The organism is Amycolatopsis sp. NPDC054798 (assembly GCF_053611505.1).
Window position 1 is genome coordinate 1 of sequence record NZ_JBSHAM010000123.1, and the last position, 20,022, is coordinate 20,022.

General features: G+C 66.3%; 16 protein-coding genes, 2 tRNA genes and 1 pseudogene. 12 read left to right on the forward strand and 7 right to left on the reverse strand.

Going from position 1 to position 20,022, the window contains the following annotated elements; translation table 11 throughout:
• Window positions 1-171 precede the first annotated feature (171 nt).
• The gene (locus ACWGIC_RS40320; RefSeq protein WP_452081221.1) at window positions 172-1,113 is read right to left on the reverse strand and encodes an ornithine cyclodeaminase family protein; all 942 of its coding nucleotides are present in this window, start codon (window positions 1,111-1,113) and stop codon (window positions 172-174) included.
• 332 nt (window positions 1,114-1,445) lie between these two features.
• On the opposite strand from ACWGIC_RS40320, the gene ACWGIC_RS40325 reads away from it, so the two are divergent.
• The 3 genes from ACWGIC_RS40325 to ACWGIC_RS40335 all read left to right on the forward strand — a co-directional run bounded on the left by ACWGIC_RS40325 (window position 1,446) and on the right by ACWGIC_RS40335 (window position 3,056).
• On the forward strand, window positions 1,446-2,102 hold the full coding sequence (locus ACWGIC_RS40325; RefSeq protein WP_452081222.1) for a GntR family transcriptional regulator: 657 nt from the start codon (window positions 1,446-1,448) through the stop codon (window positions 2,100-2,102).
• Window positions 2,103-2,377: 275 nt separating this feature from the next.
• Window positions 2,378-2,731, forward strand: a complete 354-nt coding sequence (locus ACWGIC_RS40330; protein WP_452081223.1) for a hypothetical protein — start codon at window positions 2,378-2,380, stop codon at window positions 2,729-2,731.
• Window positions 2,664-3,056: a hypothetical protein gene (locus tag ACWGIC_RS40335; protein WP_452081224.1), complete on the forward strand. Its 393-nt coding sequence runs from the start codon at window positions 2,664-2,666 to the stop codon at window positions 3,054-3,056. The genes ACWGIC_RS40330 and ACWGIC_RS40335 overlap by 68 nt, the downstream gene beginning before the upstream one ends.
• Window positions 3,057-3,536: 480 nt before the next feature.
• On the opposite strand, the gene ACWGIC_RS40340 is transcribed toward ACWGIC_RS40335, so the two are convergent.
• Window positions 3,537-4,460, reverse strand: coding sequence for an alpha/beta hydrolase (locus ACWGIC_RS40340; RefSeq protein ID WP_452081236.1), 924 nt, complete (start codon window positions 4,458-4,460; stop codon window positions 3,537-3,539).
• 304 nt (window positions 4,461-4,764) lie between these two features.
• Complete coding sequence (locus ACWGIC_RS40345; RefSeq protein ID WP_452081225.1) at window positions 4,765-5,058, reverse strand: DUF6545 domain-containing protein; 294 nt, start codon at window positions 5,056-5,058, stop codon at window positions 4,765-4,767.
• A gap of 325 nt (window positions 5,059-5,383) precedes the next feature.
• Here ACWGIC_RS40345 and ACWGIC_RS40350 point away from each other — a divergent pair, with 325 nt between their 5' ends.
• From ACWGIC_RS40350 to ACWGIC_RS40380, 7 genes and pseudogenes are all read left to right on the forward strand, one after another.
• Window positions 5,384-6,169 (forward strand): integrase core domain-containing protein, encoded by a 786-nt coding sequence (locus ACWGIC_RS40350; RefSeq protein ID WP_452081226.1) that lies wholly within the window; start codon window positions 5,384-5,386, stop codon window positions 6,167-6,169.
• Window positions 6,170-6,285: 116 nt separating this feature from the next.
• Window positions 6,286-6,591, forward strand: coding sequence for a hypothetical protein (locus ACWGIC_RS40355; protein ID WP_452081227.1), 306 nt, complete (start codon window positions 6,286-6,288; stop codon window positions 6,589-6,591).
• Window positions 6,592-7,040: 449 nt separating this feature from the next.
• Entirely contained in the window at window positions 7,041-8,282 is a 1,242-nt protein-coding gene (locus ACWGIC_RS40360; protein ID WP_452081228.1) for an MFS transporter, read from the forward strand.
• Between the two features lie 1,719 nt (window positions 8,283-10,001).
• Window positions 10,002-13,151, forward strand: a complete 3,150-nt coding sequence (locus ACWGIC_RS40365; RefSeq protein WP_452081229.1) for an RHS repeat-associated core domain-containing protein — start codon at window positions 10,002-10,004, stop codon at window positions 13,149-13,151.
• Between the two features lie 97 nt (window positions 13,152-13,248).
• The gene (locus tag ACWGIC_RS40370; protein ID WP_452081230.1) at window positions 13,249-13,422 is read left to right on the forward strand and encodes a hypothetical protein; all 174 of its coding nucleotides are present in this window, start codon (window positions 13,249-13,251) and stop codon (window positions 13,420-13,422) included.
• Between the two features lie 124 nt (window positions 13,423-13,546).
• A complete protein-coding gene (locus tag ACWGIC_RS40375; protein ID WP_452081231.1) occupies window positions 13,547-14,311 on the forward strand; it encodes a DNA methyltransferase in 765 nt (254 codons plus the stop codon).
• A pseudogene (locus tag ACWGIC_RS40380) lies at window positions 14,262-14,807 on the forward strand (tyrosine-type recombinase/integrase); the annotation flags it as partial. The gene ACWGIC_RS40375 and the pseudogene ACWGIC_RS40380, both read left to right, overlap by 50 nt.
• Before the next feature lie 193 nt (window positions 14,808-15,000).
• Here ACWGIC_RS40380 and ACWGIC_RS40385 read toward each other — a convergent pair.
• The 3 genes from ACWGIC_RS40385 to orn all read right to left on the reverse strand — a co-directional run bounded on the left by ACWGIC_RS40385 (window position 15,001) and on the right by orn (window position 16,109).
• Window positions 15,001-15,073 (reverse strand) — tRNA-Lys (locus ACWGIC_RS40385).
• 280 nt (window positions 15,074-15,353) lie between these two features.
• A tRNA-His gene (locus tag ACWGIC_RS40390) sits at window positions 15,354-15,426 on the reverse strand.
• 74 nt (window positions 15,427-15,500) lie between these two features.
• Window positions 15,501-16,109, reverse strand: a complete 609-nt coding sequence (orn, locus tag ACWGIC_RS40395) for an oligoribonuclease (RefSeq protein ID WP_452081232.1) — start codon at window positions 16,107-16,109, stop codon at window positions 15,501-15,503.
• 118 nt (window positions 16,110-16,227) lie between these two features.
• Here orn and ACWGIC_RS40400 point away from each other — a divergent pair, with 118 nt between their 5' ends.
• Both ACWGIC_RS40400 and ACWGIC_RS40405 read left to right on the forward strand, forming a co-directional pair.
• Window positions 16,228-17,766, forward strand: coding sequence for a helicase HerA-like domain-containing protein (locus ACWGIC_RS40400; protein ID WP_452081233.1), 1,539 nt, complete (start codon window positions 16,228-16,230; stop codon window positions 17,764-17,766).
• 74 nt (window positions 17,767-17,840) lie between these two features.
• The gene (locus ACWGIC_RS40405; RefSeq protein ID WP_452081234.1) at window positions 17,841-18,227 is read left to right on the forward strand and encodes a DUF3224 domain-containing protein; all 387 of its coding nucleotides are present in this window, start codon (window positions 17,841-17,843) and stop codon (window positions 18,225-18,227) included.
• Window positions 18,228-18,346: 119 nt separating this feature from the next.
• Here ACWGIC_RS40405 and ACWGIC_RS40410 read toward each other — a convergent pair whose 3' ends face one another.
• Entirely contained in the window at window positions 18,347-19,225 is an 879-nt protein-coding gene (locus ACWGIC_RS40410) for a S1C family serine protease (RefSeq protein ID WP_452081235.1), read from the reverse strand.
• Between the last annotated feature and the right edge of the window lie 797 nt (window positions 19,226-20,022).

The following is a 20,022-nucleotide window of genomic DNA, read 5'->3' on the forward strand; positions in this document are numbered from 1 at the left end:
CTATCGCGGCGACGGCGACCACCGTGACCGTGAGCAAGGCGAAGACGAGGGTGTTGGGGAACCACTTTTCCGACCACGCCGCGCTGCGGGTGGCCACGCGGGCCAGCCGGCCGCGGGCGGATTCGGCGGCGGGGGGTGAATCGGGCACGGACACGGGGACTCCCAGGGTGGTCAGCCGGCGGGCTGGAGGACGCGGCGGTGGACGAGTTCGGCCGCGGCGAGGTCGGCGAGGGCGGTACCGACGGCCTTGAAGACGGTGATCTGGCGGTCGCCGCGGCGGCCGAGTGCTTCGCCTCGGCAGAGCTGGGGCAGGGTGGCGGTCACCGCGTCGGGGGTGATGACGCCGGCGGCGAGGGGCTGGGTGAGGTCGCCGGACTCGTCGAGTGCGATGGCGCTGTCGATGTACAAGACGCCGCGAGTGAGGCAGGCGTCGTCGGCCTCCCGCATGTCCGGGCGGAAGCTGCCGACAAGATCGAGATGCGTTCCCGGGCGGAGGAGTTCGCCCCGGATGATCGGACTGGTGGCGAGAGTGGCGCAGGAGATGACGTCGGCCTCGGGCACGGCTGCGTCGAGATCGTCTGCAACCTGGGCGTCGACCCCGGACTGCCGAATCCGGAGGACAAGCTGTTCGGCTGACTCCCGGCGTTGGTCGTGCACCAGGACGGTGGTGATGCCGAGGACGGCGGCGTGCGCCTCGGCGGCGAGCGAGCCGATGTGACCGGCGCCGACGACGAGATGGGTCCGGCTGTCGGGGCGTGCCAGGTAGGAGGACGCCAATGCCGCGGTCGCGACGGTGCGCCGGCGGGTCAGTTCGTTTCCGTCGATGACCGCGAGGTGTTCGCCGGTGTCCGCGCTGGCCAGCACGTAGGCCGAGGACAGGGCCGGGCGGCCGAGCGCGCCGTTGCCGGGGAAGACGTTGACGAGCTTGACCCCCAGCAGGCCGCCGGCTCGCCAAGAGGGCATCACCAGCAGCGTGGCGCCGGCGCTCTCGTCGATCCGGTGGTGGTGACGGGGCGGGGTGGCGGCTCCTCGGGCGAAGCCTTCGCGGAGCGCCGGAATCAAGGCGTCGAACGGGAGTGCGTTCGCGGTCTCGTCGGCGGACACGATGTACACGGTTGGTCCTCTCGGTTCAGTGTCCAGCACGACATCGGAGGTCGGGCGCGGACTGGCATGTGAGGCAGTGGTCCTCAGGCAGGCCCCCGGCGGGAGCGACGAGGTGGGCGCCCGTGGCCGTGGAGAACGGTCGGGCGGCCGGGATCAGGCCGGACGCCGCGCAACGCGCCGTTTGCGATCGTGCAGACCGCGCCGCTTCGCGAGCGGCGTTCCTGCGCTTCAGCCATAAGTTACTCCTTAGTAACCGGCTACCGGTTACCGTTGACCGGTAACGAGTAAGATGCGCCACAAGGGCTGGCAAGTCAAGCCCGAACGACGAAGGGGGTGGAGACTTGAGCGAGGACGCGGGAGTTCGGCTGCAGCACACCAACCTGCGGGAGCAGGTGCTTGAGGTCGTGCGGCAGGCGATGGTGTCGGGCGAGATCCGCCCGGGCGACATCTACTCGGCGGCGGCGCTCGCGTCCCGGCTGGGCGTGTCCAGCAGCCCCGTGCGTGAGGCGATGCTCACGCTGGTCAACGAGGGTCTGATGGAGCCGGTGCGCAACCGCGGCTACCGGGTCGTCGCGATGAGCGAACAGGACCTGGACGAAATTTACGAGCTGCGCCAACTGCTCGAGGTGCCGGCCACCCTGTCGGCGGGAGCGAAAGCTCAGCGCGCCGACCTCGACCGGCTGGACAGTCTGGCGGAAGCCATCGAAGACGCCGCAGAGGCAGGCGACGTGGCTCGCTTCCTCGATGCGGACCGACGGTTCCACCTGGAACTGCTTGCGCTCGGGGGGAACCGGCGCCTGGTCGACAGCATCGCCGGCTTGCGCAACCAGACCAGGCTCTACGGGTTGGAGAAACTCGCCGAAGGCCGTCGTCTCACCGGGGCCGCCAGGGAACACCGGGACATCCTGGCCGCGATCGCGGCCCGCGATTGGGACGGGCTTAAGGATCTGGTGCACGCACACCTGCGCCATACCCGCGCCGACTGGGCTGCCGGGTGACGTATTCGCGGCGTGTCGTCAGGTTTCGACACGCTGTGCTTGGTTCGCCGTTGCCTGTCCATGGGGTGTTTCGATGAATGGGCGAGGTGATGGAGAAACTGGCGTTATTCGTCCTGCGGCGACGCCCGGACAGGAATGCAGCTTGCGAATTGTGGCCTGACAAGAAATATAAAGTACATCGCATTTTCATAGCCTGGTACGTGCCGAGAAATGCATCCGTGCAGATCAAGAGCTGTCGGTCGATGGCCGCTCGTGGTCCGGCATGATCGCGTGTCGTGCTGGTGCGCTTCGTCTATCTCGCCGTGGTCCGCGTGTTCGCTGTGTTGCGGCTACTGTCGATGACCGACCGCGAGAGGGACGTTGAGATCCTCGCCCTGCGCCATCGACTGACCATCTTGCAGCGACAGCTCGGTGGCCAGCGTCCGCGACTTCGTCCCGAGGACAGGATATTCCTCTCGATGTTGCCGGTGCCGCTGCCGCGCGCGGTGTTGCGTCGGCTCCGGCTTGTGGTCAGTCCGGACACGGTGCTGCGGTGGCATCATCAAGGTCGCGCCCTCGACCGTGTGGGAGACCCTCAAGGCCGACGGTGTCGACTCGGCGCCGCAACAGACGACAGTCAGGTGGGCTGACTTCCTGCGCTTCCAGGCGGAGGCGATCCTGGCGATGGATCTCATTGAGACCGTCACCCTTACCGGGCAGCGGCAGTACATCCTCGTTGCCATCCCCCATGCTGGCCGGGTCCGCGTTCTCGGTACCACCGCGCACCCCACACATGCCTGGGTGCCGCAGGTTGGTCGCAATCTGTTGATGGACCTGGCGGACGCCGGGCACGTTGTGCAGGTCAGGTTCCTCGTCCGCGACCGCGATGCGAAGTACCCCGAGTTGATCGATGAGATCCTCCGTGGCGCGCCAAGCTCGCCACTGTGCTGGCCGGTGTTCGGATGCCTCGTGTGAACGCGATCATGGAACGCTGAGTGAAGACGCTGCGGGCCGAACTGCTGGACCGCACGCTGATCTGGAACGATGCTCACCTCAGGCATGCGCTTCGTGAGTACGAGCAGCACTGCAACCTGCATCGAACCCACCGGTCGCTGGCCGCCGCGGCACCCATGCGAGCCCGACCCCCAGGCACTTGAACCCGAGCGGATCGAACGCCTCGTGATACGCCGACAGGACCGCCTCGGCGGAGTCTTCCATGAGTACAGACAGGCCGTTTGACTCCCATGGACGTGGTTTTCGGCACGCACAGGGCCGACTATGTCGTCTGGGTCCGTGCGCCGTTGCCTACGCCACCCAGCCGGGCTCGACCTGTCAGGTCAGCAGGGATACCTTCGCTATGACCTCAAGCGGATCGAGAGGTGGCTCACAGGCGGGATGCGCCAACCGCGCTCCTGGCCTGGTGCCGTCGTGCGGTCAAAAGATTGACGGGCCGGGTTATAGGTGTCCGAGCCATGCCAAGATATAACGCGAAGCTTCATCAGACGGCGAGAGGACGTGTCCCCACCCTGGGACAAGGTGAGTCGTCAGTCTGGTGCCTCGTGGGAAGAACCGTGCTTCGTGCTCTGACAGGGCTTGGGTGTCTCGGCATCGCCCGGCCCGCGCACTCGCAGGACAGAACGAGTTGTCTTGCTGCCCGGAGATCACCAGTATCGGCGGGACTGGCACGGTAATCGGGGTCGTCCACATCTCACGTGCGCCGGCGAGTTCAGCGCGCGACCAGATCCCCTTGGTGTTCTCGTCCTGTCGCAAGAGGTCTGCCGGGCTGGCCGGAGACCACCACAAGTCCTCGCGCCGGCCGGGTACCGTGGTGATCCAGCCGTCATCTAGTTCAGCGAATCGAGATTCGCGATTCGCTGCATGGACTGCGTCGGGCGGCACGGCCACTTCGGCCAGGTCGGGTGCATGCACCATGCCAGTAAGCGCTATCCCGGAGAGGATGGCGGCGATTTCCGGGTGGCACCGACATGCATAGAGTGCAAGGGCGGTCCCGGCGCTGTGGCCGACGAGCACAATCTGGTCAAATGATCCGTATTTTCCTCGTTTGAGGTCATGCAACAATGTCACCAGGGCATCGACGACAACAGGCGCTGTCGGTTGCTCGGAGAACAGGCGTGTCGAACTGCCATGGCCGGGTCGGTCCATGTTCAACGTCGCCCAGTTCGCCCGCCATGCGCGGTTCGTGTAGGAGTACTGATCCGCCGGTGTCATGGACCAGTACTTGCTGGTGAAACCAGCTCCGTGCAAGAGGACTTGTACTCCCCGGGGCTGCGGAGGTTTGCACAGTTCGCCTCGCATGCTGGCGGAACCGATACCGATGGGAATATCCAGATCCAGGGACGCTATCGAGGGCGAGTGCATCACGGCATCTGATCATACCGCGATGCGAATCACGTTGCTCCTGGTCGCTGAGGCCTGCTTGATCCGATGTGCGCCGAGGAGGCAAGACGGGCATTCGCCGAAGGCGCGATCTTGTCGGCGAATGTCCGGACCGCCTGAGACCGGGTCGTGCGATAGAGTTCCAGGAAGTAACGTGTCTCCTAGCGCATGGTCGCGTCGGCCGCCGCGCGGGGCAGCCACTCGCTTTCGAGTATCTCATTCGTTCTGGGTGCGTTGTTCGTCAACGCCGAACGGTGGGCGACCACGAGCCAGCAAGCCGTAGTGATCAGCTCCGGGTGCGTGGTGCGGCGCGGGATGGTTTTGGCGTAGTCGTCAGCCCAGGTGAGCAGGTTGCTGAAGGCCCGTGTGTCATAGAGGTAGATGTGCTGTCCCGAACTTCGATTACGTGTTGGTGCAGGACTTCCCACGAACTGTCGGTGTCGAATAGGTCGCGCCAGCGAGAAGTCGTCGGCGTGAGCGTCAGTTCTGGAGTTGCGCTGCGCAGCCACCGCCAGAACGAATAGAGCCGAATTCGCCGGTAATGGCAGAGGATTGCCTTGCGGAGGGGTTCCACGGCCACGACAACGCAACCCAGCGGTAAGAGAACGAACCGGGCAGTGCTCAGCAATACCGCGGCTTGGGACAGTGCCGGCTGTCCTGGTCGAGAACTCGGTCGTTAGCCTTGACCTGCTGTTTGTGGCATTCGTTGATCGGTGTTCTGTGATTGTTCGGCTGTCGTAGAGGATCTTGGTCCAGGTGTTGTCCTGGCTGACGCTGCTGGCGCGGGGCTCAGCCTTCAAGGACGCGGAGATACTCGCGCTACGCCATGAGGTCGCCGTTCTGAGCCGCACGAACCCTCGCCCACGACTGGACTGGGCCGACCGGGCGGTGCTCGTGGTCAGGAAGTGGCGTCAACCGAAACCGCCGGGCCGTCCGCCGATCAGCGACGAGATCACCACGCTGATCGTGCGCCTGGCAATGGAGAACCGAACCTGGGGCGTGGTCCGCATCCAAGGCGAGCTGGGCCGGCCGGGCACCGCATCGCCGCCTCCACCATCCGCCGGATCCTGCGCGGCCACCGAATACCGTCGCCCACCGGCCGTGGCGACACGTGGCGCACGTTCCTGCGTGCCCAAGCCGACGGTCTTCTCGCGATCGAGTTCTTCCGCATTGACACCGTCACGCTCAAGCGCCTGTACGCGGCGTTCGTCATCGAGCACCGCGCCCGGCGGGTCCGCCTGCTCGGCGTCACCGGCCACCCGACCGGAGCCTGGGCAACCCCACTGGCCCGCGACCTCGCTGCAGATCTTGAAGACAGCGGACACCGGTTCACCCACCTGATCCGCGATCGGGACGCCAAATTCCACGCGGCGTTCGCCTCTATCGGCATCGACATGGTGCTTACCGCACCACAAGCACCGCGGATGAACGCGATCGCCGAACGCTGGATCTGCTCGCTCCGCCGCGAATGCACCGCCCGGCTGCTTATCACCGGACGTAACCACTCCAGCCACGTGCTTGAGACGTACGTCGACCACTACAACGCCGACCGCAGCCACCAAGGCCACGGCGTTGGATTACGAGCATCCGATGACGACCCGAACGTGGTCCCATTGCCCACCCCGCCGGACCGGATCAAGCGCATACGACGCCTTGCAGGACTACTCAACGACTATCTACCAGCCGCCTGAATCCCCAGTTCACAGCCGATGACGGCATTTTCGACCAGGACAGGCATTGTACGAATCCCCGCTGCGTTCAACGGGATAGTTGGCTATAAACCAAGCGGCCCAGACCTTCCGACGTCGTGGCGCGCGATGTCAACAGAGGGTGTACTCGCCGAAATGTCGCTGATGCCCGGACAGTCGCGGCGGCGTTCGGATACTTTCGCCCTGAGCCGCAACAGAAGCGCCAGCGCGTGGGCGTGTGCTCGGGCGCAATACTCGCGTCGGTCGATGCCCGTATCCGCGATGCCGTGCATGCCGCAGCCGACGCGCTCGAGAGGGTCGGCCATGAACTGGTCGAAACCGACATTCGGTTGAGAGAAGAAGCGACCGCCGCTTATTTCACGGCCTGGGTCGCAAATGTTGCGCAACTGCCGGTCCCTGTCTGACGCGAGAACGATCTGCAGGAGGTGGCCAGGCTGCTGCGGCGGCTCGGAGCCGCTGTGGTGCCGGCCGAACTATCAGGCGAGCTCGCGTTGCTGGACGCCGCACGTGCGCGGGCTGTGCACAACCGAGTGGGTGTCGAGCTCGGTCCCGTCTGTTCACGTCCGAAACTGGCAATCGGTGAGCCGCGGCGTTCCGACCCGGTGGCTGCTGTAGCAGCTCAAGCTGAGTTCGCGCCGTTCACGATCCCTGCCAACGTCGAAGGCAGACCAAGCATCACAGTCCCGGTTTGGGCTCCCGGCCCACCCGGGCCCCCATTCGCTGTAATGCTGTCCGCACGCCGTGGATATGATCGGTCGCTCTTGGTATTTGCAGCCGAGGTCGAGCATGCTGTGGGTGGCTTCCGACGGCCGGAATGCCGGTCGCGCACGTGCGCCACTGGGGGAGATTCGTGGTGACAGCATCGTCCAGTACAGCGGAGAAAACCGTGCTTCCCCGCATTTTTCACGTCTGGCTGGGCGGTGCTCTGGTGTCGCAGCTCGGCGACGCCGCTTTGTACTTCGCATTGGGGTGGGCGGCCTCGGCTCACGGCGGCCTGGCGGCCGGATGGGTTCTGTCGGCGGTCGCGCTGCCGCGGACGATTCTGCTCCTGTTCGGCGGTGCCGTCGGCGATCGGCTCGGTGCCCGACAGGTCATGATCATCGGTGATGCCGTGATGCTGGTCGTCGCCGCAACACTGGCTGTCGTGTCGGGGGCAGCTGGGGCACCGTTGGCCATTCTCGTGATAGCAGCTCTCATAGTCGGTACGAACGACGCCTTCTACCTGCCCTCGTCCGGATCGATGCCCCGCCGGCTCGTCGAGCCCGAACTGCTCCCGCGGGCAGTCGCGCTTCGTCAGAGCGGAACGCAGGTGATTAGTCTGGTCGGTGCTCCTATCGGTGGTGCGTTGGTGGCATTTGCCGGACTCTCCGCAGCGGCATGGGTCGACGCGATTACCTTCGCTGTGGTGCTGGTCGTTCTGGTTATGGTGCGTCCGCCGTTCACCCCGCCGTCGCCCGCGCAGCGCAAGCACATCCTGCGCGAGGTGTGGGAAGGGATCCAGATCGCGGTCAGGACCTCCGGACTGGGACCCGTACTGTTGCTCGTGGCGGGCGCGGCGGGGTTCGTGCTGCCTTTTGTTTCTCTGCTTATCCCGCTGCTGGCGCGAGAGCACGGATGGGGTTCGACCGGTGCGGGGTTTGTGGTCGGAGCCCAGAGCATGGGCACGATTGTCGTAACCCTGATTATCAGTCGCCGCGGGATCTTCGCCCGCCCCGGCATTGTTGCCGCGCTCGCGCTGGCTGTGGTCGCCGTGGGGGAACTGGCGGTCGGCCTCACGCCGGCGCTGCCGATGGCCATCACGGGCGCGATAGGCGTCGGCGCGGCGAGCGGCATGTTCGTCAGCCACCTCAGCCCGCTGCTCCTCAGCGCCGCTCCTGATACGCATCTCGCTCGTGTCCAGGCAATCCTCTCGGTGATCCAGAGCGTGACTCTGTTGGCGACCAACAACATCATCGGCTCGGTTGCCCATGCGCTCGGACCTCGAGCCGGGGCCTTCGTGTGTACGGCCGCGCTGCTTGTGTGCGCCGCGGCCGGACTCCTCAGCCGGCCCATCCGCAGGGTCGCCCGACCGGCAGGTCGAGTTGCGCGTTCTTGATGGTCTGTCCTCGAGGGCATCGTCTGAACAAGGACAGCGGACGATGGTGCTAGCCACGACACTCGCGGTTGAAATGTCCGGCGGCGTACATCGGGTTTCGGCAGCGGCACCGCGACGTTGCGCGCGTATGAGCCTGCGAGGCCTGGCCGCGGCTGGATCACTTTCTCCTGCCACGAGCCCGTGCACCCGCTCAACACGAACAGCTGGCCCGACGAACTGCCTGGCGTGCTCACTCCGGACGGGAATCCGTCCGGGGTGCTAGTCCTGGGCAGTTCTCGTTTGGGGATGCCTGCGCTGACGTTGGTCGCGGAGCGGCGGGACGCGGTCGGCTCAGGCGGATGGGAGCGCTGTTCGCGGTCGGCGCACTGTTGATTTGTCGCTGCTGGCTGCCGATCGCGCGCAGCGGGCGGCCGAAGAAGCGGACGACCCCATTCGAGCGGCCGGAGTTCGTTGGAATCTCATCCAGGTCATGCTCGCCGACGGCCACGCCGAGGCTGCCGAGGATGAAGCTATGAAGGCCCTCGCAGATCTTCGAGCGGCGCTCGGACCGGACCGTCTCGACGCTGCGGCACTGTCGGGAGCTCTCCTGCTGATCGCCGCAGTGGCGGCAGTCCGCGCTGGCAACGCATGGACTGGTCGCGACCGGCTTCGCCAAGCCGCACCACTGGCGGAGCGAGTGGGCGACCGTAACGTCTGCTGGACGGTGTCATCCGTGTCAAGGAAGCCGCCGATCTGGCGCACAGCGAGGCGCTCAGCAAAGCGAACGAGCTGCGGGAGCGGCGGCGAAGGTTGGTCTGTGACGTGAAGGCTGCCGACCCGGAACTCACCACCCGCAAGATCGGCGCGATTGCTCAGCTCGGTGCGGCCTCGGTGAGCAGAATCCTTCTCGCGGGCGAGGATGACTGAGATGATCAAGGACTCGTGGACGAGTGGCATCGCGGCTGGCCTGAGGCCTTGCGATCCGCGAACAGCCGTAGAAGACCAGCACGTGCTGGTCTTCTAGCGGTGCTGTGGCGCGGGGGCAAGAGCATGGTCGGATCTAGAACGGATGGATCCGCGACTTCGGACGGGTCCACTCGGGTGATTCAGTAGCTGCTACCGATCTAGGCATCCAGATGCGTCACCGTGAGGTATCCAGCGACGCGCGTCGAGTTGGGGTCGGCTCGCTATGGCGGGCCCTACCGGTGTCGCGCCCTCTGGCCTTCCGCACCGCAAGTTGAGACCTGACGCCATTCCGGCCACCACTACCGGCGTGCACGGGGACGCGGCTAAGCCGGCCAACCCAAAGACAGAACTGCCGGTCGGCGTTGCCACCCGCCGGAGACCGCGGCTGAATCTCAGCTTCCTACTGGATTTCTGCGCGCCAGAGAGCGAAGCCGACGCTTCTAGCGAGAAGCTGTTAGCCCGATGGTTGAATTCGCAGCTACGTCGGCATCGAAACATTTCGTGGTTAGCTCACCAACATGACGGGTCTAGTTCACGGTCACTGCTCCACCGGAGTGAAACCGGGGACTTGTCGATGTTTTCGGCCTTGTTGTTGTCACAAAGCAACTGCCGTCCGCGATGTAGCCGTTTGCATGATCGTGTTCTGCCGCGCCGTCTGGTGTCGTCCAGGGCCTGTAGACCTCGGGTCCGAGTGTTTCCGGCGCGGTTCGTGCTGCACTCAGTTCGTTCGAGGGGAAGAATATGAGGCACAGATCTGCATTGGCGGTTTCCGCCGTGACCTTGGGGGCACTGGTGGTCGCTGTACCGTACGCGGCGTCTGCCGCGCCGCGTACGGTGGCTCCGCCGGTCACGGTGTGGACTCCACCGTCCACAGTGAACAAAACCCCGACCGGGGGCCAACCGCCGACCGCTGCGTGGCGGCCGGGCTACAAGCCGGGCATGGCGGCGGCCGCGGTGTCGTCGTGCGGGGTGCAGGAAACCGGGTTGCTGCCGCAGTATCCGTTGGAGCGGTTCAAGATTTCGGACCGGATGGAAGCGCTGGTCAACACGCACGACGGAAACCTCACCATCACGCAACGGCAGTTGACCGTCAAAGGCACCGGAGAGAACCTGTCGCTGTCGCAGGTGTACAACAACCAGCGTCCAGGCAGCGGCAGCTTCGGCACCGGCTGGACGCTCAGCCACGGACAGGACGTCGGCCTGACCTTCACCGGCTCAGACGTGGTCCTGCACGGCGATTCCGGTTACTGCGCCACGTTCACGCACAAGACTGACGGCAGCTACACCCCGGCTCCCGGCGTGCACGCCGAACTCACCAAAGCCCCTGGTGGGAAATACCTGCTAACCTTCAACGGCTCCAACGAAACCTGGACGTTCAGCCCCGCGGGCTGGCTGCTGTCGGAGGCTGACCGCAACGGCAACACCGTCACCCCGCGCTACAACTCCGACGGCACCACCGCCTCGATCACCGACACCCAGGGCCGGGTCACGACCTTCGGCTACAGCAACGGGCTGGTCTCGGCGATCACCGACCCGACCGGCACCACCGCGGCGACCTACCGCTACAACAACGCCGGACAGCTGACCGATTTCACCGACCGGTCCGGCACGTCGATGCACCTCACGTGGACCGGCACCGGCGATCTCGCCTCGGTTCAGGACCCCAACGGCACCACCTACAGCTTCGGCTACGACGGTGCTCATCGGGTCACCGAAGTGAAGTTCGCTCGCCAAGCCGGGCAGGTCAAAACCACGTTTGGTTACGGCAGCGGGCAGACCACCGAGACCGACGCTAACGCGCACTCCGCGACCTACAAATACGACGCCCAGGGCCGTCAGTCCTCGGCCACCGACGCGCTAGGACATCAGCAGCAGGCGTCCTGGACCGCCAACGGAGACGTGCAGATCGCGACCGACGGGCTGAACAACAGCACGACCAACGCCTACGACCCGTTCAACAACCTGATCGGCACTCAGCTGCCGACCGGTGCGAAGACGAGCGTCGGCTACACCGACGCCGCCCACCCGCACCTGCCGACCACGGTCACCGATCCGGCCGGGGACAGGATCTCCCGCAGCTACGACAACGCCGGGAACGTCACGAAGATCCACTCCGACGGGCTGAACGCCGACCTGCAGACCCTGACCTACACCCAGCCGTTCGGGCAGGTCTCGACCAGCGTCGACGGCAACGGCCACGTCACCGGCTACGCCTACGACAACACGGGCAATCTCACCACCGTCACCCCGCCCACCCCGCTCGGCACCACCCGCTACACCTACGACTCCCTCTCGCGAGTCGCCTCGGTGACCGACGGGCGCGGGATCCGGCTGGACTACGGCTACGACAAACTCGACCGCGTCGTGTCCGTCACCCGCCACAGCGACGGCGTCGTGCTGCAGGCCGCGGCCTACGACAACAACGGCAGCCTCACTCGCCGCGACACCGCCACCGCCACCCATGTCTTCGGCTACGACACCGGCGGGCAGCTGCTCACCGACACCCGTACCGACGACAGCAGCCCCGACGAGCACCTCGCGTACGGGTACGACCTCGCTGGGAACCTCACCTCCGTCACTGATCCCGGCGGCCAGACGGTCTACGGCTACGACGCGGCGAACCGGCTCACCTCGCTGACCGACCCGTTCGGGCAGACCACGACGTTCGGCTACGACAACGCCGACCGCCGCACCAGCACCACCTGGCCCGGTGCCGGAACCCAGGCCAACGGCTACGACAACTCCGGTCGCCAAACCAGCCTGACGGTAAAAAACGCGGCGGGAACGCAACTGCTGCAGACCACCTACAGCTACACCCGCCCCGGCGGAGTCGACTCCGACCAGATGCAGTCCAAGACCGATGCCACCGGCACCACCAACTACGCCTACGACGCACTGCAACGCCTGAAGACCGCCGGTGCGACCAGCTACAGCTACGACAACGCCAGCAACATGACCAAACTCGGCACCTCGAATTTCACCTACAACGCCGCCGACCAGCTCGTCAACGACGGCCGCACCCGCAGCTACGACACCGCCGGCAACCTCACCGGCGCCACCAACCCCACCGAAACCAACAACTACAGCGACACCAACCAATTCGTCTCCGGCAGCGACGCCGCCGGCAACAGCTTCACCGCCACCTACGACACCCTCGACCAAACCCAACCCCGCCAGCTCGCCTACACCACCAGCAGCGGAACCACCACCGACCGATTCACCACGACGGCATTGGGCATGACCCAGGCCGTGCACAACGGGGCACGCACCAGCCTGACCCGAGACCCGAAGGGCGCGATCGTTACCGAGAAAACCGGTGCCGGGGCCCGCTACAACATCGTCACCGACTACCAAGGCAGCGTCGTCGCCCTGATCTCCACCACCGGCGCTGTCGCCGCGACCTACCGCTACGACCCTTACGGCGGCAGCACTGCCACCGGACCCAACGGCGGAGACAACCCGTTCCACTACCTCGGCCAATACCAGTACGGTGTCGACATGCTGCTCGGCTACCGCTGGTACTTCCCCGGCTGGGGCCGATTCCTCACCCCCGACCCCACCGGACAAGAAGCCAACCACTACGCCTACGCCCAAAACGATCCCATCAACAACAGCGACCCCACCGGCGCCTACAGCCTTGCCAACCTTGGGTCCAACCTCGGCGGGCAGCTCGGCGGCTACATCGCTGCCGGGGTCACCGCCGCCGCATGCGCCAGCACCGCGGGGCTGGGCTGCCTGGTCGCCGGAGTGGTCGGCGGCGCAATGCTCGGTGCCGCGTTCGGAGGACTCGGCGCCGCCATCGGCGGTGGCAAGGGGAACGACATCCGCGACGGGCTCATCGACGGTGCCATCAGCGGGGCGACGAAGGGCTTCGGCGGCGGTGCCCTCGGAAAGGCCTTCAGGTACTTCAAGGGAGCCCGTTAGACTGACCGAATACAGGACCCTGCAAAATCTGTACTACTGACATTTCAGGTGGGCGGGGTGTGATCACGCCCCGCCCACCGTATTCGACGAGGCGGTCATGAAGAAAGAAACGATCATCTGGATCTACACCGGAGTGCTAGTGGTTGCCGCGCTCGTGATGGCCTATCTTGTCTTCACGTCGTCCAATGTGGTGCCTATCTTAATTGTGGGCGCCATTGTGGCGCTCGCCCTGATGCTTCAGATACTGAGAGTCTCCAGGCGCCCCCGCTGAACTCATCCCCGGCTGCATCAGCGAAATCACCAATTGCAGCGACACCGGCCAGTTTTGTCTCCGGCAGCGGCGCCGTCGGCAACACACCGTGTCCTGGCGGACGCCGGCACCGTCACGGGAATCGGTGCGACAAGCCGGGGGTAGCGCGCGCACGCGGTCACTGCCGCGGAAGAACCTGGTCGGCATACCGTGGAGGGTCGCGTTCGCGTTGCAGGCCGACGGATGGATTCTGCGGAACGCGATTGGGTGGCACAAGCCCAATGCCATGCCCGAATCCGTGCGCGACCGGCTCTCGAACCGGTATGAGATGGTTTTCCTGCTGACCAAACAGCAGAAGTACTTTTTCGACCTCGACCTCGACCTGATCCGCGAACCCCTGGCTCGTCCGGAGGCGGTCGGGGAGGGCCTCGTGATCGGCGGTGCGAACAAGGGCGGCCACGGCGGGATCGACGCGAGCGCGCGCCGCCGAGGTCACAGCGTCTACGGCAAATACCGGGATACGGCCCCCTTCGCCGGGAAGACGCCGTGGGACGCGATGCGCCCCACCGGGACCGACGCCATCGAGGAGCACAACGAGCTGATCGCGGTCTACCGCGAGAGCGGCGACCCGCGGAAGATCGCGGCGGTGAAGTGGCAGCGTCCGGTCGGCCCGTCCTCGACCCACCGGATCAACGGGATCTTGAAGACGTGCCTGAACCGGCCGGTGAAGCAGGGTCTGCTGGTGGTGAACGTGGCGTCGCTCGTGGAACTGCCTCCGGCGGCGCGGTGGACGCCCTTGGTGTGGACGGCGGAACGGGTGCTGCAGTGGCCGGTGGACGGGGAAGATCCCGTGCCCGGTGATGGGTGTGGACCCCGGAGCAGACCGGCTGTTTTCTCGACGTCGCGGTGAACCATCCCTTGTATCCGTTGTTCCATCTGATCGCGCACATCGGGTTGCGCCGGGGCGAGGCGTGCGGGCGGCGGCGTTCGGAGATCGACCTCGCGGTGGGCGAGGTGCGGGTGTCGAATCAGATTGTGCAGTGGGGTTGGGAGACGGGGAGTCGTCGCCGAAGACGGACGAGTCGGTGTACGCGGTCGCGATCGACCAGGTCACCGCCCTGGTGCTCGCGCAGCATCTGGCGCTGCAGGACGTGGGCCGGGAGCGTCTCGGGTCGCAGTGGAAAGACCACTACTTGGCTTTCACCCAGTGGGACGGCAGCCCGCTGCATCCCGCTTACGTGACCGACGTGTTCTACGAGTTGTCCCGCCAGGCGGGGTTGCCTCCGATCCGGCTGCACGACCTGCGGCACGGTGCCGCGACGCTGGCTCTCGCGGCGGGGGCGGAGATGAAGGTGGTGCAGCGGATGCTGCGGCACTCGTCGATCACCGTCACGTCCGATACCTACACGACGGTCTTGCCTCAGGTGTCGTTCGCGGCCGCGGAAGCGACGGCAGCGATCATCCCGCGGCAGTCGGCGCGAAGTCTTGGGCTCGCCTCGGGCTCGCCAACGACCACAGTGGACAGTCCGGAACTGGAAGAAAAGCTTCCAGAAAACCAAAATCCCCAGGCCGAAACTTCTCGAACCTGGGGAGTGAGGGTGCGCCATCAGGGACTCGAACCCCGAACCCGCTGGTTAAGAGCCAGCTGCTCTGCCAATTGAGCTAATGGCGCTTGGTGCTTCCCGCCGCTGTGGTTTCCCTCGGCGACGTGGAAAAGATTAGCAGGGCGTTCAGACCCCGTTTCAGGGGGGTCCCCTTTTCGTGCCGCCGGGGCAACGGCCCTGGTCAGCGGCGGTAGCCCGCCGTGAGCCGACCGAGTGGAGGTCGGCACGGCAGCTTCCGGGCAGGAGGGAAACTCCAGTGACCTGCGCGACACCGGCACCGCCACTGTACCCCGGAAACGACAAAACCCCGGCTTCGCCGAAAAGTTCTCGGTGAAGCCGGGGCGTACGGGTGGCTAACGGGGCTCGAACCCGCGACCTCCTGGACCACAACCAGGTGCTCTACCAGCTGAGCTATAGCCACCATCTGGCAAAAGATCTCGCGATCACCTTGCTGGAAGCAATCCTAGCGGGTGCCCGCGAGCGCTTTTCAGGGGGTCACCCTCGGTGGCGTTCCAGCACTTCGGCGGCGGCGGCTTTGGCCTCGTCGCTCGTCGGGCCGGGCTGGGGGACGAAGGCGATCGCGCGGTAGTACTCGAGTTCGCCGACGGACTCCTTGATGTCCGCGAGCGCGCGGTGGGCCAGGCCTTTCTCCGGCTTGGCGTAGTAGATCCGCGGGTACCAGCGGCGCACGAGCTCCTTGACCGACGACACGTCGACCATCCGGTAGTGCAGGTGGCCGTCGAGCTCCGGCATGTCGCGGGCGATGAAGCCGCGGTCGGTGGCGATCGAGTTGCCGGCGAGCGGGGCGCTGGCCGGGTCCGGGACCCATTCGCGGATGTACTCCAGCACGCGCTGCTCGGCCTCGGCGAGAGTGGTCGTCGAGGCGCGGACTTCTTCGGTGAGGCCGGACTTGGCGTGCATGTCGTGGACGACCTGCGGCATGCCGTCGAGCTTGGCGTCGTCGGCGTGGATGACGATGTCGACGCCCTCGCCCAGCACGTTCAGGTCGGCGTCGGTCACCAGCGCGGCTATTTCGATCAACGCGTCCTTGCCGAGGTCCAGCCCCGTCATCTCGCAGTCGATCCAGACAAGATGGTCGTTCACCCGCACCACCCTAACCCGACACGGGGATATCAGCGGCGTCACCTGGGCTTCCGGCGCGTTACGCTCGGTCAGCCAGTGCATCGAAGAGTGATTTCGGACTCGGAACGGGGTGCGGCCAGTGGCCGAGCAAGCGTCGGGACCAGCGGCGGAGATCGCACAGGGATACGCGAGCGACGGGGCGGCGGTCGAGCTGGGCGCGGTGGTGATCGACGGCAAGACGGAGGCGTCGGCCGCGGTCCGGCTGCCGCTGGCGACGTTGAACCGGCACGGCCTCGTCGCGGGCGCGACCGGCACCGGCAAGACCAAGACGCTCCAGCTGATCTCGGAACAGCTGTCTGCGGCCGGGGTTCCGGTCGTGCTGGCCGACGTCAAGGGCGACCTGTCCGGGCTGTCCGCGCCCGGCGAGGCGAGCGACCGCACCGCGAAACGGTCCGCGGAACTGGGCGACGACTGGGCGCCCGCGGCGGGTCCGGTGCAGTTCCTGTCGCTCGGCACCAGCGGCACCGGGATTCCGGTTCGCGCGACGATCACCAGCTTCGGGCCGGTGCTGCTGTCGAAGGTGCTGGGGCTCAACGAAACCCAGGAATCGACGCTCGGCCTGATTTTCCACTGGGCCGACCAGCGCGGTCTCGCCTTGCTGGACACCAAGGACCTGCGGTCGGTCATCACCCATCTGACCAGTGACGAGGGCAAGGAAGACCTCAAGGGCATCGGCGGGGTGTCCGCGGCGACGGCGGGCGTGATCCTGCGCGCACTGTCCAATCTGGAGGCTCAGGGCGGCGAGGAGTTCTTCGGCGAGCCCGAACTGGACGTCCACGACCTGATGCGCCAGCAGGACGGCAAGGGCGTCATCACACTGCTGGAGCTGGACAACCTGCAGTCCAAACCGGCGCTGTTCTCGACGTTCCTGATGTGGCTGCTGGCCGAGCTGTTCGAGGAACTGCCCGAGGAAGGCGACCTAGACCAGCCGAAGCTGGTGTTCTTCTTCGACGAAGCGCATCTGCTGTTCTCCGACGCGTCGAAGGCGTTCCTGGAGCGGATCGAGCAGACGGTGAAGCTCATCCGGTCGAAGGGCGTCGGCGTGTTCTTCTGCACGCAGCTGCCGACTGACATCCCGAACAACGTGTTGTCCCAGCTCGGCGCGCGGGTGCAGCACGCGTTGCGCGCGTTCACGCCGGACGACCAGAAGGCGTTGGCTCGCACGGTCAAGACGTATCCGAAGTCGCCGCATTACGACCTCGAGACTGCGTTGACGTCGCTGGGGATCGGCGAGGCGATCGTCACGGTGCTGTCCGAACGCGGCGCGCCGACGCCGGTCGCGTGGACGCGGCTGCGTGCGCCGCGGTCGAAGATGGGATCGATCGGTGCGGACGCGATCCGGGCGGCTGTCGCGTCGTCGGAGCTGAACGCGAAGTACGGGGAGACGATCGACCGGGAGTCGGCGTACGAGAAGTTGGCGGCGAAGGCGGTACCTGCTGAGCCGTCCGCTCCGGCTGCGGAGCCCGAGGCACCGGCCGCGCCCAAGTCCGAGAAGGAGGAGCCGGGGATGATCTCGCAGATGCTGAGCAACCCGGCGGTGAAGTCGTTCATGCGCTCGGCGGCGAGTTCGCTCGGGCGGGAGTTCTCGCGCGGGCTCTTCGGCAACCGGCGGCGTTGAGATACCTGACAGGAGATGGCAGGTATCGGCGGTTGACTGTTCGGGATCGAGTTTCCCCGCAGAGGAGCAGCAACATGACCATGACCGCCGTCGCCGCGTTCGAGCTGGACAAATGGGAGCCGCAGGCACAGGACGAGGCTGGGGGCACGGCGTTCGCGCAGGTGCTGATCGAGAAGACGTTCACCGGGGCGGTCGAGGGCAGCAGCCGGGTCGAGATGCTGACGGCGTCGAACGAGACGTCGCGTGCGTACGTCGCCTTCGAGCGCTTTACCGGCTCCGTCGACGGGCGGAAGGGCAGCTTCGTTCTCCGGCACACGGCTGGGGACGAAGGGTTGTCGCTGGTCCTGCTTCCCGGCTCGGGGACGGACGAGCTGACGGGCATCTCCGGATCGGCGGACATCGCCGTGGACGAGGCGGGCAAGCACACGTTCACGCTGGTCTACGAGCTGCCGGGCGCGTGAAAAAAAGCCGCTCTCTCCAGGCCCCGAATTCCCGGAGAGAGCGGCGAGGTTCCTCATCGTCCCAAGTGTGAGGAGCGGAGGCGGGCCGCCCCGACCGCGGTCCGCCTCCGGGGTGCCGATCAGCTGTTCACGATCTGGTCGACGATCTTTTTGGCGTCGTTGATCGGGATGGCGAACCCGATCCCGACGCTGCCGGCTGAGGAGTTCGGGCTGTAGAGCGCGGAGTTGATGCCGATCACCTGACCCCGGCTGTCGACGAGCGCGCCGCCCGAGTTGCCCTGGTTGATCGAGGCGTCGGTCTGGATCGCGGTGTAGCTGGGGCCGGACGTGACGTTCGAGGTCTGCCTGCCGAACGGCGAGTTCTGCTGATCGCCGCGGTCGCCGCCGCCGACGTCGGAAAGCGGCCGGTTGAGCGCGCTGACGATGCCGGTGGTGACGGTGTTCTGCAGCCCGCCCGGCGACCCGATCGCGATGACCTGCTGTCCGACGGCGAGCTTGCCCGAATCGCCGAGCGTCGCGGCGGTGAGCCCGCTCGTGCCCTGCGCCTGCAGCACCGCGATGTCGCTCTTGGTGTCCGCGCCGATGACCTTGGCCTGGTACCTCTTGCCGTCCGACGTGGTGACCGTGACAGTCTGCGCCCCTTGCACGACGTGCGCGTTGGTGAGGATCCGGCCGTCGGCGGTGAGAATGACGCCCGACCCGATCGCGGTGCCGCGTCCGGTCGTGACGTTCACCTGAACGACGCTGGGCACCACCTTCGCGGCGACGGTGCTGACATCCCCGGAAGCCGTGGTGTTGCTGATGGTCTGCCCGGTGGCGGCGGACGACGCGGTGGTCGAGGACGCACTGGAACTGCCCGTCAGCCCGACGATCGCCGCCCCGGCTCCTCCGCCGAGGAGGGCCGCAGCCAGCGCAGTGGCTCCGACGAGGGCAGCCAGACGGCCGGGTCGCTTTCGCGGACCGGCCAGGGCGGCGGGCGGTTGAGCGGGTTCTGGCATCGGTCCGTAGCGCGGGGTGCCGGGTTGTGCGGCGTGCGGGTTTGGCAGGGGTGCGGTGTTGGGTTCCGGCTGCGGGGCCGCGTTCGGCTGGTGCTGACCCGCGGCGCTCGGTTGGCTCGGGGTGGTCTGCCGGGATTGCTGGGCACCGCTGGAGGGCAACGCATCGTTCGACACCGAGTGCTGGGTTCCGCCAGCGGCCGTCTGCTGCGCGTCATACGCCGCCGACGGCCTTTGCTGCACGCTCTGCTGCGGCATCACCGGAACTTGTTGGGCACCGTGCTGCATCTCAGCGCCATGCTGCGCAGTCTGAGGTGCCTGCGCGTCGCCGTACGGACCGTTCGCGCTGTTTCGCTCACCCTGCGGCATGACTGGCCCCGACCGCTCGGCCCGCGGCATCGACCCGCCGAGGCGGCCGTCATCCGGAACCTGGGCGCTCATCGGCATTCCGGCTTGCCCGGCGGTGCCGTCTTCGACACCACTCGGATGCCCTTGGCGGGCGGCGAACGGACTCGACCCGGCCCGGTACTGGCCGTACTGATCACTGCTTTGGTGCGGCTGGCGCCCACCGGGGGCAGCGGGGCCGGGCCGGCTCTCGTTCTCGGTCATGAACCAAGACTCGCGCTCGTGCTTATGAACAGCCTGTGGAAAACCCTCAGGCTTTCCTGAGAAGAATCAGCTGAGAATTCTCAGCCGTTCTCAGCAAGGGCATCCTCGTCCGTGCCGTGCCGTGCCGTGCCGTGCCGTGCCGTGCCGTGCCGTGCCGTGCCGTGCCGTGCCGTGCCGTGCCGTGCCGTGCC